This is a genomic window from Rhodanobacter sp. C06 (genome assembly GCF_002001105.1).
In the GTDB taxonomy this organism is placed as follows: domain Bacteria; phylum Pseudomonadota; class Gammaproteobacteria; order Xanthomonadales; family Rhodanobacteraceae; genus Rhodanobacter_A.
In genome coordinates this window covers 133,904-147,716 of record NZ_MUNP01000036.1, presented here as the reverse complement: position 1 = coordinate 147,716, position 13,813 = coordinate 133,904, and the positions used below count along the sequence as shown (strand labels likewise).

The 13,813-nt window shown below is 66.9% G+C and carries 10 protein-coding genes; 5 read left to right on the top strand and 5 right to left on the bottom strand.

Going from position 1 to position 13,813, the window contains the following annotated elements; all coding sequences use genetic code 11:
* Positions 1 to 186 precede the first annotated feature (186 nt).
* Positions 187 to 870, top strand: coding sequence for a rhomboid family intramembrane serine protease (locus tag B0E52_RS05125; RefSeq protein ID WP_077482305.1), 684 nt, complete (start codon positions 187 to 189; stop codon positions 868 to 870).
* Positions 871 to 873: 3 nt separating this feature from the next.
* On the opposite strand, the gene B0E52_RS05120 is transcribed toward B0E52_RS05125, so the two are convergent.
* Together B0E52_RS05120 and B0E52_RS05115 are read right to left on the bottom strand one after the other, a co-directional pair.
* Entirely contained in the window at positions 874 to 1,608 is a 735-nt protein-coding gene (locus tag B0E52_RS05120; protein WP_077482304.1) for a glutamine amidotransferase, read from the bottom strand.
* On the bottom strand, positions 1,605 to 3,449 hold the full coding sequence (locus tag B0E52_RS05115) for a GspE/PulE family protein (RefSeq protein ID WP_077482303.1): 1,845 nt from the start codon (positions 3,447 to 3,449) through the stop codon (positions 1,605 to 1,607). Before B0E52_RS05115 ends, B0E52_RS05120 begins: the two co-directional genes overlap by 4 nt.
* 88 nt (positions 3,450 to 3,537) lie before the next feature.
* Here B0E52_RS05115 and glyQ point away from each other — a divergent pair, with 88 nt between their 5' ends.
* Positions 3,538 to 4,449, top strand: coding sequence for a glycine--tRNA ligase subunit alpha (gene glyQ, locus B0E52_RS05110; RefSeq protein WP_077482302.1), 912 nt, complete (start codon positions 3,538 to 3,540; stop codon positions 4,447 to 4,449).
* Entirely contained in the window at positions 4,446 to 6,602 is a 2,157-nt protein-coding gene (glyS, locus tag B0E52_RS05105) for a glycine--tRNA ligase subunit beta (protein ID WP_077482301.1), read from the top strand. The genes glyQ and glyS overlap by 4 nt, the downstream gene beginning before the upstream one ends.
* Positions 6,603 to 6,720: 118 nt before the next feature.
* On the opposite strand, the gene B0E52_RS05100 is transcribed toward glyS, so the two are convergent.
* Positions 6,721 to 7,305: a helix-turn-helix transcriptional regulator gene (locus B0E52_RS05100; RefSeq protein ID WP_077482300.1), complete on the bottom strand. Its 585-nt coding sequence runs from the start codon at positions 7,303 to 7,305 to the stop codon at positions 6,721 to 6,723.
* A gap of 386 nt (positions 7,306 to 7,691) precedes the next feature.
* Between B0E52_RS05100 and B0E52_RS05095 the strand changes: the two genes are divergently transcribed.
* Positions 7,692 to 8,555, top strand: coding sequence for a YbaY family lipoprotein (locus tag B0E52_RS05095; protein ID WP_077482299.1), 864 nt, complete (start codon positions 7,692 to 7,694; stop codon positions 8,553 to 8,555).
* A gap of 179 nt (positions 8,556 to 8,734) precedes the next feature.
* Here the strand turns inward: B0E52_RS05095 and B0E52_RS05090 are convergent, their stop codons facing one another.
* Together B0E52_RS05090 and B0E52_RS05085 are read right to left on the bottom strand one after the other, a co-directional pair.
* Positions 8,735 to 10,567: an autotransporter domain-containing protein gene (locus tag B0E52_RS05090; RefSeq protein WP_077482298.1), complete on the bottom strand. Its 1,833-nt coding sequence runs from the start codon at positions 10,565 to 10,567 to the stop codon at positions 8,735 to 8,737.
* Positions 10,568 to 10,680: 113 nt separating this feature from the next.
* Positions 10,681 to 13,011 carry a Tex family protein gene (locus tag B0E52_RS05085; protein ID WP_077482297.1) on the bottom strand — a complete coding sequence of 777 codons (2,331 nt, stop codon included), beginning with the start codon at positions 13,009 to 13,011 and terminating at the stop codon, positions 10,681 to 10,683.
* A gap of 177 nt (positions 13,012 to 13,188) precedes the next feature.
* Between B0E52_RS05085 and B0E52_RS05080 the strand changes: the two genes are divergently transcribed.
* Positions 13,189 to 13,785: a hypothetical protein gene (locus B0E52_RS05080; protein ID WP_139351588.1), complete on the top strand. Its 597-nt coding sequence runs from the start codon at positions 13,189 to 13,191 to the stop codon at positions 13,783 to 13,785.
* The last annotated feature ends 28 nt before the right edge of the window (positions 13,786 to 13,813 follow it).

Genomic DNA, 13,813 nt, shown 5'->3' with positions numbered 1-13,813 from the left:
AAGAGTAGGTCACCGCCAGGGGCTTTATCCCTCAAACGCCCTCACCGATACCGGTGAGGGCGTTTGCCTTTGGACGGGTCGCGCCACCGGGGCGTGTGAAGCATCCCCGTTGGCGAGTTTCCAGCCGTCGTACCGACGCCACGATCGCCTATCATGCCGTGACGGCGATGGCAGCGGAGCACGATCTTGTTCGTACATGTCGAGACACGCCGGCGCCGGCAATGGCAATGGGCCACACTGCTCATCGTCGTCGTTTGCGTGCTGTGCTTCGTACGCTTGGCCTTGATGCCCTTGCCGCAGCGACTCGCGATGCTGCAGGAATGGGGCACGGTGCCGGCCAGCATCTTCAATGCGCACGAATCGCTGTGGCCGCAACTGACCGATCCTTCGCTGCTGCGCCTGTTCACCGCGCTGTTCATCCACGTCACCTGGCTGCACCTGCTAAGCAACCTGCTGTTCCTGGTGATCTTCGGCCTGCCGGGCGAGCGTGCGCTGGGTTCGCTGCGCTTCCTGCTGCTGTTCGTGATCGGCGGCATCGTGGCGAACCTGATCGGCGCGCTGTCGCTGGCCGGCGTGCGCCTGCCGATCATCGGCTGCAGCGGCGCGGTGTCGGCGGTGGTTGGCACCTACGTGGCGCTGTTTCCGCGGGCGCGCCTGGGCCTGGTGCTGCCGCTGGGCCTGTACCTGGAATTCGTGCGGGTGCCGGCCTTCCTGCTGATCGGCATCTGGGTGCTGCTGCAGCTGCTCTTCAGCTACGCCGGCCCCAGCTATGGCGCCTACGTTTGGTGGGCGCACATCGGCGGTTTCGTGTTTGGCCTGGTGTTCGCCCTGTTCTCGCGCAACGCGATCGCGCGGCGCCTGCGCCATTGAGGCTCAACGGTGGCGTGCGCCGTGGGACAGCCCATGGCGGTGCGCGAAGCGCAGCAACAGATCGCGCGCGATCGGCGTGGCAGCCACCTCGCGAAAACTGCGCTGCGGGTCGAAGCCTTCGTGGTGCATGTCGGCGTGCTTGCGGCGGATGTAGGCGCGCATCACGTCGGCACTGAATTCCGGATGGAACTGCGTGCTGAGCGCATGCGGGCCGTAGCGCAGCAACTGGTGCGGATCACGCGCCGAACGAGCCAGCACCACGACACCGGATGGCGCCTCCAGCACGCTCTGCTCGTGCGTGGTGTGGGCGCGAAAGCTTGTCGGCAGCCGGGCGGCCAGCGGATCATGGGCGGCGGTGGCCAGTTTCTCGATCGGCTGCGTGCCGATCTCGCGGCCGCCGGGCAGGTAGTCGACACGACCACCCAGCGCATGCGCCATCAGCTGATGGCCGAAGCAGACGCCGAACAACGGTAGCTCCGCGTCCATCGCGTGGCGGATCCAGCCGGCCGTGCGCTCGCTCCAGGCGGCGCGTTCGGTGACCATCGCCGCGGAGCCGGTGATGATCGCGCCGGCCACGGCGTCCGGCGCGGGCAGCGCATCGCCGGCCGCGACGTCGACGACCTGCAGGCGCCGCAACGGCAGCTGCGCGCCGAGCCGGAACCAGTGCGGGAAATCGCCGTGACGGGCACGGATGGCGTCCGGCGCGCGGCCGGTGCGGATGATCAGGACGGGTTTCATGCAGGATCGGCTGGGGGAGTCGGTACGTGTTCGTCGGGTGCTTCGATCGGCGGCAGTACCGCGAGCACTTCCTGCACCGTGGTGAGTCCGCGTGCCACCTGTTCGGCAGCGGAAATGCGCAACGGCCGCATGCCCTCGGACAGCGCAGTCTGGCCGAAGTTGCCCAGTTCCAGCTGTGCCGCGATCAGTCCGCGCAGCCGCGGCGAGATCGGCATCATCTCGTAGATGCCGGTGCGGCCCATGAAGCCGGTATTGCGGCACTCCAGGCAACCCACCGGCGCGCACACTTTCTCCGGCACGGGCAACGACCAGCCGTGGGTGAGCGCGGTCCATTCGTGCGGATCCTGCGCGGCTTCGCGCTTGCAATAGGGGCACAAGGTGCGCACCAGGCGCTGTGCGACCACACCGGTGAGCGTGGACTGGATCAGGTAATGCGGCACGCCGAGGTCGAGCAGGCGCGTCACCGCGCTGGGCGCGTCGTTGGTATGCAACGTGGAGAGCACCAGATGGCCGGTGAGCGAGGCCTGCACCGCCATCTGCGCAGTTTCGAGGTCGCGGATCTCGCCGACCATGATGATGTCCGGGTCCTGCCGCAGCAGGGTGCGCACGCCAGCGGCGAAGTCGAGGTCGATCGAAGGCTGCACCTGCATCTGGTTGAACTCGGGCGAGACCATCTCGATCGGGTCTTCCACCGTGCAGACGTTCATCGCCGGCGTGGCGAGGTGCTTCAATGTCGAATACAGCGTGGTGGTCTTGCCCGAGCCGGTGGGGCCGGTGACCAGCACGATGCCGTGCGGGCGCTCCACCATGTGCCGCCATTGCACCGCTTCGCCGGCGGAGAAGCCGAGCTGGGCGAAGTCCTTCACCACCAGGTCGGGGTCGAAGATGCGCAGCACCATCTTCTCGCCGAATGCGGTGGGCATGCTGGAGACGCGCAGCTCGACTTCGCGCCCGGTCGACGAGCGGGTCTTGATGCGACCGTCCTGCGGGCGCCGCTTCTCGGCCACGTCCATGCGCGCGAGGATCTTGATGCGCGCGGTCACCGCGCTCATCACCGGCGGCGGCAGCTCGAACACCTTGTGCATCACGCCATCGATGCGGAAACGCATCTGGCCCGTCTCGCGGCGCGGCTCCAGGTGGATGTCCGAGGCACGCTGCTCGAACGCGTACTGCAGCAGCCAGTCGACGATGTGCACCACGTGCCGGTCGTCGGCGCCCACTTCGCCGCTCTTGCCCAGCTCCACCAACTGCTCGAAGTTGAGGATGGCCGAGGTGTCGTAGCCGCCGTTCGCCTTCGCGTCCTGCGCCAGCTGGATTGAGCGCTGGACGCCGTAGAACTCCTGCAGATAGCGGTTGATGTCGATGGGACTCGACACCACGCGGTGCACGTCCCGCCGCAACATGTGCGAGAGGTCGGCGGCCCAGGCGGCGTCGAACGGTTCGGCGGTGGCGAAGGTCACCTCGCCGGTCGCAGCGGCCACCGGCAGGATGCGGTGGCGTTGCGCGTAGGCATGGCTCACCACCTGGGTGACCGCGGCCACGTTGACCTTCATCGGGTCGATCTTGAGGTAGGGCAGCCCGGCGTGCCCGGCCAGCCATTCGACCAGGGCTTCCAGGCTCAGCGGTCGGCCAGGGTCGCGTTGGTTCGGCAGCTTCGCGTTGGCGATCAGCACCAGCGGATGCAGTTCCACCGCGCTGCGACCGGAACGCGAACCCAGGCGCACCAGCTTGGCATCTTCGGCGCCAAGGTAGCCGTCGACCACCAGTGCGGCGAGCAGTTCATCCAGTTCCAGCCGGCCGCGGCGGCCGAGCAGGCTTGCGATTTGCGGTGATGCGGCCATCCGGACAACTCCCCCGAAGGCGCGGCACAACGGCGAAAAACCGCGCTGCCGCTATACTAACGCGCTTTGTTCACGGTCACGGAAAGCCATGTCCGCACGTACCTTCCAGGATGTGATCCAGACCCTCAACCGCTACTGGGCGGCGCAGGGTTGCGTGCTGCTGCAGCCGCTCGACACCGAGGTCGGCGCCGGCACCTTCCATCCCGCCACCTTTCTCCGGTCGCTCGGTCCCGAGCCTTGGGCAGCGGCCTACGTGCAGCCTTCGCGCCGCCCCACCGACGGTCGCTACGGCGAGAACCCGAACCGACTGCAGCATTACTACCAGTACCAGGTGGTGATGAAACCGAACCCCGAGAACATCCTGGACCTGTACATCGGCTCGCTGAAGGAACTGGGGCTTGATCCGCTGGTGCACGACCTGCGCTTCGTCGAGGACAACTGGGAATCGCCCACGCTGGGCGCTTGGGGCCTGGGCTGGGAAGTGTGGTTGAACGGCATGGAGGTCACCCAGTTCACCTACTTCCAGCAGGCGGGCGGCCTGGAATGCCGGCCGGTCACCGGCGAGATCACCTATGGCCTCGAGCGCCTGGCGATGTACCTGCAAAATGTAGATAACGTTTATGACTTGATCTGGACGGAGGGCCCGCACGGCAAAGTCACCTATGGCGATGTCTTCCATCAGAACGAAGTCGAGCAGAGCACCTACAACTTCGAGCACGCGAACGTGCCGGAACTGCTGCGCTGGTTCGACGTGTGCGAGGCCACCGCGAACCAGCTGATCGCCGCGAACCTGCCGCTGCCGGCCTACGAGCAGGTGATGAAGGCCAGCCACACGTTCAACCTGCTCGACGCGCGCCGCGCGATCAGCGTCACCGAACGCCAGCGCTACATCCTGCGCGTGCGCACGCTGTCGCGCAGCGTGGCTGAGGCCTACGTGGCGCAGCGCGAGAAGCTCGGCTTCCCCGGCCTGAAGAAGCACACCAAGGAGCAGGCCGCATGAGCGTCGCCAAGTCGCTGCTGATCGAACTCGGCACCGAGGAACTGCCGCCGAAGGCGCTCGATGAGTTGTCCGCCGCGTTCCTGCGCGGCATCTGCGACGGACTGGCGAAGCGCGGCATCGAGGCCGCGCTGGACAAGGCGAAGGCGTATTGCTCACCCCGGCGTTTGGCCGTCCATGTGCCGCATGTCGCTACGACACAGCCGGAGCAATCGGTCGAGCGCCGTGGTCCGGCGGTCAACGCCGCGCTGGATGCGGAAGGCAAGCCCGGCAAGGCCTTGCTGGGTTTTGCGCAGTCTTGCGGTGTCGCTGTGGAGCAGCTCGAAAAGCTCGAAACCGACAAGGGCGCATGGTTCGTGTTCCGCGCGGTGAAGCCGGGCCAGACGTTGGCGGCGTTGCTGCCGGAGATCGTGGACGAAGCGCTCAAGGGCCTGCCGGTTCCGCGTCCGATGCGCTGGGCCGACCACGATTATGCGTTCGTGCGTCCCGTGCACTGGCTGGTGATGCTGCACGGCGCCGACATTGTCGACGGCGAAGTGCTGGGTCTGACCAGCGGCCGCAAGTCGCGCGGCCATCGCTTCATGCATCCGCAGCCGGTGCACGTGGCCGATGCCGATGGGTGGCTCGACGCGATGCGCAGCGCCAAGGTGCTGGCCGATCCGGCCGAGCGACGGGCGCGCATCCGTGACGAAGTGGCGCGCGTGGCGAAGGAAACCGGCGACGTGCCGCGGCTGGACGAGTCGTTGCTCGACGAGATCGCGAACCTCGTCGAATGGCCGGTGGCGATCGCGTGCGGTTTCGAGCGCGGCTTCCTCGCCGTGCCGCAGGAAGCGCTGGTCACCACCATGGAGACGAACCAGAAGTTCGTGCCGGTGTTCGACGCGAGCGGTAAGCTCACCGGGCATTTCATCGGCGTCGCCAACATCGATTCGAAGCAGCCCGCCGAGATCCGCAAGGGCTACGAGCGGGTGATCCGCCCGCGCTTCGCCGATGCGAAGTTCTTCTGGGACGAGGATCTGAAGACGCCGCTGGCGAGTTACCAGGAACAACTCAAGCACGTCACCTACCAGCAGGCGCTGGGCAGCCTGTGGGACAAGAGCGTGCGCGTGGCCGAACTGGCGCGCATCATCGCCAACCGCGTGGGCGTCGACGCCGGTGCCGCCACGCGCGCGGCGAGCTTGAGCAAGTGCGATCTGCTTACCCGCATGGTGGGCGAATTCCCCGAGCTGCAAGGCGTGATGGGCCGCTACTACGCCAGCCACGACGGCGAACCGGTCGAGGTGGCCGTGGCGCTGGACAGCTACTACCAGCCGCGCTTCGCGCGCGACGGTATCGCCGCCGACCGGCTCGGCCAGGTGCTGGCGGTGGCCGAACGCCTCGATACCCTGGCCGGCATCTTCGCGGTGGGCATGAAGCCCGGCGGCAACAAGGATCCGTTCGCGCTGCGCCGTGCCGCGCTGGGCCTGGCACGCACCCTGATCGAGGGGAAGCTGGAGCTCGACCTGCGCGCCGTGTTCGTCGAGGCGCTGGAGCTGCTGCCCGAAGCCGCTCTGCTGGTCGGCGTGAAGCCCGGCAAGGACGGCAAGCCGCCTGCGGTCGACATGGGCCAGCGGCGCGCGGCGCTGGTGACCGAGCTGGTCGACTTCGTGCTGGACCGCCTGCGCGGCTATTACGCGGAGCAGGGCTGCCCGGCCGAGGCCTACGAGGCCGTGCTCGCGGTGCGACCGGACACACTGCCCGACTTCGACCGCCGTCTGCACGCCGTGGTCGAGTTCGGCCACTTGCCGGAAGCGGCCAGCCTCGCCGCGGCGAACAAGCGGGTGGCGAACATCCTGCGCAAGCAGGCCGAGGAGAGTGGTGAGCCGACGTCGGCGCGGGACATGGTGGATCCGGCCCATTTCGAGGGCGATGCCGAGCGTGCCTTGGCCGCGGCGCTCGAGGCGGCGGGTCGGGAAACCGGCGAAGCACTGGGGCGCGGCGATTACACCAGCGTGCTGAAGCGGTTGGCACAGCTGCAGGCGCCGGTGGACGCGTTCTTCGAGCAGGTGCTGGTGAATGCCGAAGACCCGGCGGTGCGCCGCAACCGTCTCGCCCTGCTGGAACGGCTCAAGGCCGCGTTCGGCGCGGTGGCCGATATCGCGCTGCTGCGCGGGTGATTTTCGCGATCACCCTCGACCGCGCGATCGGGTGACCAGTTGTCCATGGCCGCGTTTTTCAGCAACAAAAACGCGGCGATCCTTGCGGATCACCGCGTCGTGACCCGTGTCGGTACGCTCAGGCGGTTTCGCGCGTCTTCGTCTGACGGATGCGTTCGGACAGCTGACGATTGAACTTCAGCATGGCAGTGGCATCCACGCTCGATCCATCGACGCCAAGGATCTCGTAGAGGTTGCTGAGCATGTCGGTGTTCTCGGCCAGTGTCATCGGGCTGTTCGCCAGCTCCAGTTCCGACTGCAGGATCTGCATGGCGGTGTTCAGCCGGTTCGGATCGACCGCGGCATCGGAATGAGTCACCAGGCGGTGGTGGGCGTGGCCGATGCGGCCGCCCCGTGCCCGCTGTGGCGAGACGGTTTCGGAGCTGTACTGCGAGTCGTCCCCGCCGTTGGCGTTCGGGTCGGCCTGCAGGACACCCTCACCGGCGACGAGCCAGATCAGGGAGATACCCAGCGTGCGAGCCAGGGTGACGCAACGCGCGCGGGAAGGGTCGGTGTGGCCATCGCGCCAGCTGCGCACCACGCCTTCGGAGAAGCCGCACATCCGTGCGATCTCGGTGGCACTGCCCACACGCTGGATCAGCAACTTGATGCGATCGGCGAAGGTCGACTGGAGCGGATCGTGCGGAAGCTTCTGCGTGCTCATGGTGGTGGCCGTATGACAGGAGGATTGATCGCAAGTTTGCGCGTTTTCGTGTCGAAAGAGCGTAGCGATGGCGTGAAGGGAGCATTTGGTTGCGACGAATTCTTGCGACCGTGGTCCAGCCCCGCATGTCCGGTCCAAGCACCTTCGACCGAGGGCTCGGGACGGAAGCTCCCGCGGAAAATGATAAGCGTCACCAAGAAGTTTCGGTTGACAGGCGCCATGTGGCCGTTTCGTATACGTTCACACAAAATTGTGGGTAGACCGGCTTGACTTTCCCGTAGCCATGCCATTTGGGCTATGCTCAGCGTTTCCCCCGCGATGAAACCGAGGCGCCCCACGCTACCGGTTTCCGTGTCCGATCCAACTCAGTAACGAGGCTTACCCCCATGCGCAAGATGGTTTTGTCGGTGATGTCGTTGGCCGTGCTGGCCTTGGCCGGCTGCGGTTCGTCGACGTCGTCGCCAACGGAGAGCGGCGCCGCCAGCGCGAGTTCGACAGCGGCCGCCACCGCCGGTTCCGTGAGCGGCACGATCACGGTGCGCGGCCCGATCCAGCCGTCGCCGAACGCGCAGCTGGTGATCAATCTGGTCGACGTGTCCTCCACCCAGGCGGGCTCGGCGCCGTTGGCCAGCAAGACGGTATCCTCCGGCGCCACCTTTCCCTACTCGTTCCAGCTGGACTTCAAGCCGGGCGAGATCAACCCGGCCGACCTGTACGTGGTGAAGGCAATCCTCACCGACGGCGCCCGCCACTACTCGATGCCGATCCAGGCACCGGTGCTGACCAAGGGCAACAAGAACCAGGCCACGATCGAACTGGTCGCCGAGCAGACTCCGGCCGAAAAAGACCTGGCCGACTTCAACGCGCTGGTCAAGCAGATCGGCGGCATGAAGGTGTCCACTGGCACCAAGCTGGATCCGAATGCCTCGCGGGGCTGGCAGGTGTTCCGCCAGAACGGCGAGGTGAAGGTGATCCGCGAACTGGTGGATTACGGCGACAAGGGCTTCACCAGCACCGATTTCGCCTACCGCAACGGCTCGCCATGGGTGGCCGTGCAGCAGAAGAAGGCGAGCAAGGACGCCGCACCCAGCTCGACCGACCGCGCCAGCTGGACCGAGAACGGCATGGTGGTACTGCACGAGCAGCAGACCGGTGGCAAGAGCGGCGAGCTGGATGCCGACGATGCCTCCAGCCTGCGCCAGCAGGCGCTGACCATCTACAACCTTGCCGGCGGCAACAAGAAGAAGTAAGCCACCGCGTCCGCTGCGCGAAAAAGGCCGGCAATGCCGGCCTTTTTCGTGGGCGCCTTCACCTTTGCGATCATCCCTGATCGCGAAGATCAAACGGGCGGCCATCGTGGCCGCACTTCTCAACTGGCGATCATTTTGGTCGCGAGAATCAGGTGAGCGGCCATCCTTGGCTGCGCGGCTCAGAAAGCGTACTTCAGGCCCAGGTTGACGCTGTTGTACTTCTGGCTGTTGTCGCTGAAACGGCCGCTGTAGCCCACCCAGCCGCTGAACCGCGAATTGAACTGCGCGGACAGGCCCAGGTCGGCGGTGCCCCAGGTCTGGTCCGGCACGTAGCCGGTCAGCGCGAAGCTGCCGTTCATGCTGTTGAGGCCTGCGGTGACGGCGCGCGCGTCGGCCTTGTCGTCGTGGTTCCAGGCGATCTCGGCGTACGGCGCCAGCACGGTGCCGCCGGCCTGCCAGTGACCCTGCACCCGCCAGCCCAGCGTGCCGATCAGCGCATTGCGCTGCTGGCGGCCGAACCACATCGCGGTGCTGTCGTTGCCGTCCTCGTTGTAGCCGTTGACCTTGATCGTCTGCCACTCGAGGTTCGCGAACGGGCCGGTGCGCACGCTGCCGAGGTCGAGCCACCAACCGCCGGTGAGACCCGCGCCCAGGTGCGAGCCGTCGGCCTTGCCGGTCTCGCTGCGCGAAGTGGCGCCGATCGCGATGCGGCGATCGATGTCGCTGAAGTTGGACTGGCCGAAGTCCGCGTAGCCGCCCACGTAGCCGCCACCCTGGTGCCAGGTGACATAGCCCAGGCCGCTGACATCCTGCAGCTTGTAGCCGCCACCGCCGGTGAAGTCGGCGGTGTGCTGGCCCACGCCCAGCGCGAGGCCGGCCGAGAGGTTGTCGCCGGCGCGCACGTCCACGCCCAGGGTGAGGTTGACGTTGTTGCTGGTGGTCTTCGGCGAGTTGGCCTGGCCGTCGAAGCGCTGGCGCGCGTAGTCCACGTTGACGAAGGCACGCGTATCGCTGCCGTTGCCGTCGGCCAGCATCTCGTTGCGGATCGCGCGGGTCTGCGCGGTGCTGGCAGCCAGCGGCGCCTCGCCCAGCAGCGAGATCTGGCCGGGCGCGGCGAGTTCGGACAGGACGATCTGGGCCAGTATCGCGTGCGTCGCGGTGGTGGGATGCACGCCGTCGGCAAACAGGTAGCTCTGGTCGGTGCCCGGCGCGTAGGAGAACGGCAGGCCCGAACCCTGCGGGCCGCACTGCACCGAACTGCCGTTGCAGGCCGGGGTGGTGACATTGCTGAAGCCATACGCCGCGGGATTGGCGATCACCTCGTTGAGCAGAGCGTAGGTATTCACCGGGATCACGTTCAGGCCCTGGCCGCTGAGCTGCGCCAGGCCCGTGTTCAAGGTGCCGTTGAACAGCACCGCCAGCTGGGTAGCGCCCGCCGAGGCGGCCGCGCCGCCGGCCATGCCATCGGGGGTCTTGCCGATGTTCGGCAGGTTGTAGACCACCACGTACTTGGCACCGCTCGCCTGCAACTGGCCGAGCAGGCCGAGTTCGGTCGTCGCGGCCTTGACAGTGCCGGCGGCAAGCGCGTTCGGGTCGGTAGTGGTGCCGGTCAGGTAGAAGATGTCGTTGGCGCCGCCCCAGACCTGATAAAGCGCGTTCGAGTCGGCATGCCCGCCGTTGGCGGCCAGATACATCTGGAACTGCTGCGGCAGCGTCGGTACCGGAGCCACGCCCTGCACCACGCCGGCGCCGCCGAAGGCGTAGTCGGTACCGCCCAGCAGCGAGGCCTGGATCGGGCTGCCCAAGCCGGCAGCGACCAGTTCCGCCGTCGTCTTGCCGGGGTTGGTGGTGAAGCGCAGCGGCGTCGGCGACCCCTGCGCAAGCGACAGGTTGCCGGCGTCGCTGAGGCTGTCGCCGAACACGACGACCTTGCTGAAATCGGTGGCGCTGGCGGCGGTGCTGAACAGCAGGGCGGCGGCGATGGCGCCCACCAAATGACGGGTACGAAGCATGCGGATACTCCCCGGCCGGGATGGCCTTGTTAGCTGGACGTTACGGTACGGCATTCCATACGGAACCGCATGCTGCAGCGCATCGCTGCGGCATGCGGGTCGTCCGCGGCAATTCAGCGCTTGATCGCGCGTGACAGCGCATCGGCGAAGGCGCTGTTGGCCGGGGCAGGTGCCGGTTTGGGCGCGCCGCCCGGACGTGGCCCGCGGCCATCACGCGGGCCGGGACGGGTGTCGCCCCCAGCTGGCCTGCCGCGTGCCTGGCCCGGTTCGTCGTCGAGGCGCATGGACAGGCCGATACGCTGGCGCGGGAGATCCACCTCCATCACCTTCACCTTGACGATGTCGCCGGCCTTCACCGCGTCGCGCGGGTCTTTCACGAAGGTGTGCGAGAGCGCGGAGACGTGCACGAGGCCATCCTGGTGCACGCCGATGTCCACGAACGCGCCGAACGCGGCCACATTGGTGACGCGGCCTTCGAGGATCATGCCGGGCTTGAGATCCTTCACGTCCTCCACGCCCTCGGCAAAGCTGGGCGCCACGAATTCGGGGCGCGGGTCGCGGCCGGGTTTTTCCAGTTCCTTGAGGATGTCGCGTACGGTAGGCAGGCCGAATTTCTCGTCGGTGTATTGCTCCGCCTTCAGGCTGCGCAGGAAGCCCAGGTCGCCCATCACGTTGCGCACCTCGCGGCCGCACTGCTTGATGATGCGCTCCACCACGGGGTAGGCCTCCGGGTGCACGGCGGAGGTATCCAGCGGATTGTCGCCGCCGGGCACGCGCAGGAAGCCCGCGCACTGCTCGAAGGCCTTGTCGCCCAGGCGCGGCACTTTCAACAGCGCCTTGCGGTTGGCGAACGGGCCGTTGGCGTCGCGATGCTTCACCACGTTCTCGGCGACGGAAGCAGAAAGGCCGGCCACGCGCGACAGCAGGGCGGCGGAGGCGGTGTTCACGTCCACGCCCACCGCGTTCACGCAATCCTCCACGCGGGCGTCCAGCGCGCGCGCCAGCTTCACCTGGTTCACGTCGTGCTGGTACTGGCCCACGCCAATCGCCTTGGGCTCGATCTTCACCAGCTCGGCCAGCGGATCCTGCAGGCGGCGCGCGATGGAGACGGCGCCGCGCAGGCTCACGTCCAGCTCGGGGAACTCCTTGGCCGCCAGTTCGGAGGCCGAGTACACCGAGGCGCCGGCCTCGCTGACCACGATCTTGGCCAGCTTGTGCTCGGGATGGCTCTTGGCGAGGCCCTTGATGAGTTCACCCGCGAGCTTGTCGGTTTCGCGCGAAGCGGTGCCGTTGCCGATGGCGATCAGGTCGACGTGGTGCTTCATGCACAGGCGCGCCAGCGCGGCCAGCGATTCGTTCCACTGCCGCCGCGGTTCGTGCGGATAGATGGTGTCGGTGGCGAGCAGCTTGCCGGTGGCGTCGACCACCGCCACCTTGCAGCCGGTGCGGATGCCGGGGTCGAGGCCCAGCACGGTCTTCGCACCGGCCGGCGCGGCCAGCATCAGGTCCTTGAGGTTGTCGCCGAACACGCGGATCGCCTCGTCCTCGGCGCCTTCGCGCACGCGGCCGAACAGGTCCAGCGTGAGGTGCAGGTGCAGCTTCACGCGCCAGGTGAGGCGCACGGTTTCGCGCAGCCACGCATCGGCGGCGCGGCCGCGATCATGGATGTTTGCGTGCGCTGCCACGCGGCCCTCGCCTTCGGCGTGGCCTTGCTCGGCGTCCGGCGCGGGCTGCAAGTCGAGCTCGATGATGCCCTCGTTGCGCGCGCGCATCAGTGCCAGCAGGCGGTGCGAGGGGATCTTGCCCACGGCTTCGATATGGTCGAAATAATCGCGGAACTTCGCGCCTTCGTTCTCCTTGCCCGCGACGACTTTCGCGCGGATCTGGCCCTTGTCCCACAACCAGTCGCGCAGTTCGCCCACGAGGTGCGCATCTTCGGCGATGGACTCCATCAGGATCGCGCGTGCGCCATCCAGCGCGGCGCGCACGTCGGCCACGCCCTTCTCTGCGTCGACGAAGGCTTCGGCAAAGGCTTCCGGCGTGAGCGTGGGGTCGTCGCGCAAGCCGCTGGCCAGCGGCTCCAGCCCCGCCTCGCGGGCGATCTGCGCCTTGGTGCGGCGCTTGGGCTTGTAGGGCAGGTACAGGTCTTCCAGCGTGGCCTTGGTCTCGGCGCCAAGGATGTCGGCTTTCAGCGCATCGGTGAGCTTGCCCTGTTCGGTGATGCTGTCGAGGATCGCGGCGCGACGTTCCTCCAGCTCGCGCAGGTAGCGCAGGCGCTCTTCCAGCGTGCGCAGCTGGGTGTCGTCCAGCCCGCCGGTGACTTCCTTGCGGTAGCGCGCGATGAACGGCACGGTGGCGCCGCCGTCGAGCAATTCCACCGCCGCGCGCACCTGCTCGGTCTTGGCGGCGATGTCATGGGCAATGCGTTGTTCGATGCTGAGCATGGGTGGATGGGTTTCCTGGCGGTGAAACGGCCGGCCTCTGCGACCGGGCCGGTGATGATAGCAAGCGCGTGCGTTGTGGCTGGACTTGTTGGCTGCCGGCAGAACATGGATGCTTGCGGAGTTCGTGCGGCGCCATGCCCGCAGGAATCTGTGAGCAGACATGGCAGGGGGAACAAGATGATCCGTGCATGCGCGGCGCTTGGCGCTGTGCTGATGTTGGCAGGTTGCCAGTCATCGTTGATGACCAAGGCGAGCTCGGCAGCCACCACCGTGGGGCCGAATGACGCCACGGTAGTGTTCACGCGGCCATCCAGTTTTGGCGGGGCCATTCAATCAACGGTCTACGATGTGACTGGCGGCAAGACGGCCTTCGGCGGCGTGGTATCGGCGAAGACGGAGGTGAGCATGGTGTTGCCCGCCGGCGAGCACCAGCTGATGGTGGTGGGCGAGAGTGCCGATTTCATGGACGCAACGCTTGCCGCCGGCAAGACCTACTACGTGCTGGTCGAGCCGCGCATGGGTATGTGGAAGGCGCGCTTCTCCCTGATCCCGATCCGGTCGGATGCCACTGCCAAAATCAACCTGCATTCGAGCAAGTTTGCGGACTGGAAGAAGTCATGCATGCCGAGTTGGAAAACCTCGGCGGCGGATGCTTGGTACACGGAACACAAGGCTGATATCGAATCGAAGCGCGTCGAGTACCTGGACAAGTGGAACCGCAAGACATCCGCGGAGAAGGCCGAGCGCACACTGCAGGCACAGGACGGCGTTTGAACCTGGGCTACGGTCTTGAAGAGCAACG

What these genes read in the sequence shown, in the direction of transcription:
- B0E52_RS05120 (WP_077482304.1), bottom strand. Translation starts at nt 1,608, where the DNA reads ATGAAACCCGTCCTGATCATCCGCACCGGCCGCGCGCCGGACGCCATC.
- B0E52_RS05115 (WP_077482303.1), bottom strand. Translation starts at nt 3,449, where the DNA reads ATGGCCGCATCACCGCAAATCGCAAGCCTGCTCGGCCGCCGCGGCCGG.
- glyS (WP_077482301.1), top strand. Translation starts at nt 4,446, where the DNA reads ATGAGCGTCGCCAAGTCGCTGCTGATCGAACTCGGCACCGAGGAACTG.
- B0E52_RS05080 (WP_139351588.1), top strand. Translation starts at nt 13,189, where the DNA reads ATGATCCGTGCATGCGCGGCGCTTGGCGCTGTGCTGATGTTGGCAGGT.
- B0E52_RS05090 (WP_077482298.1), bottom strand. Translation starts at nt 10,567, where the DNA reads ATGCTTCGTACCCGTCATTTGGTGGGCGCCATCGCCGCCGCCCTGCTG.
- B0E52_RS05100 (WP_077482300.1), bottom strand. Translation starts at nt 7,305, where the DNA reads ATGAGCACGCAGAAGCTTCCGCACGATCCGCTCCAGTCGACCTTCGCC.
- B0E52_RS05095 (WP_077482299.1), top strand. Translation starts at nt 7,692, where the DNA reads ATGCGCAAGATGGTTTTGTCGGTGATGTCGTTGGCCGTGCTGGCCTTG.
- glyQ (WP_077482302.1), top strand. Translation starts at nt 3,538, where the DNA reads ATGTCCGCACGTACCTTCCAGGATGTGATCCAGACCCTCAACCGCTAC.
- B0E52_RS05085 (WP_077482297.1), bottom strand. Translation starts at nt 13,011, where the DNA reads ATGCTCAGCATCGAACAACGCATTGCCCATGACATCGCCGCCAAGACC.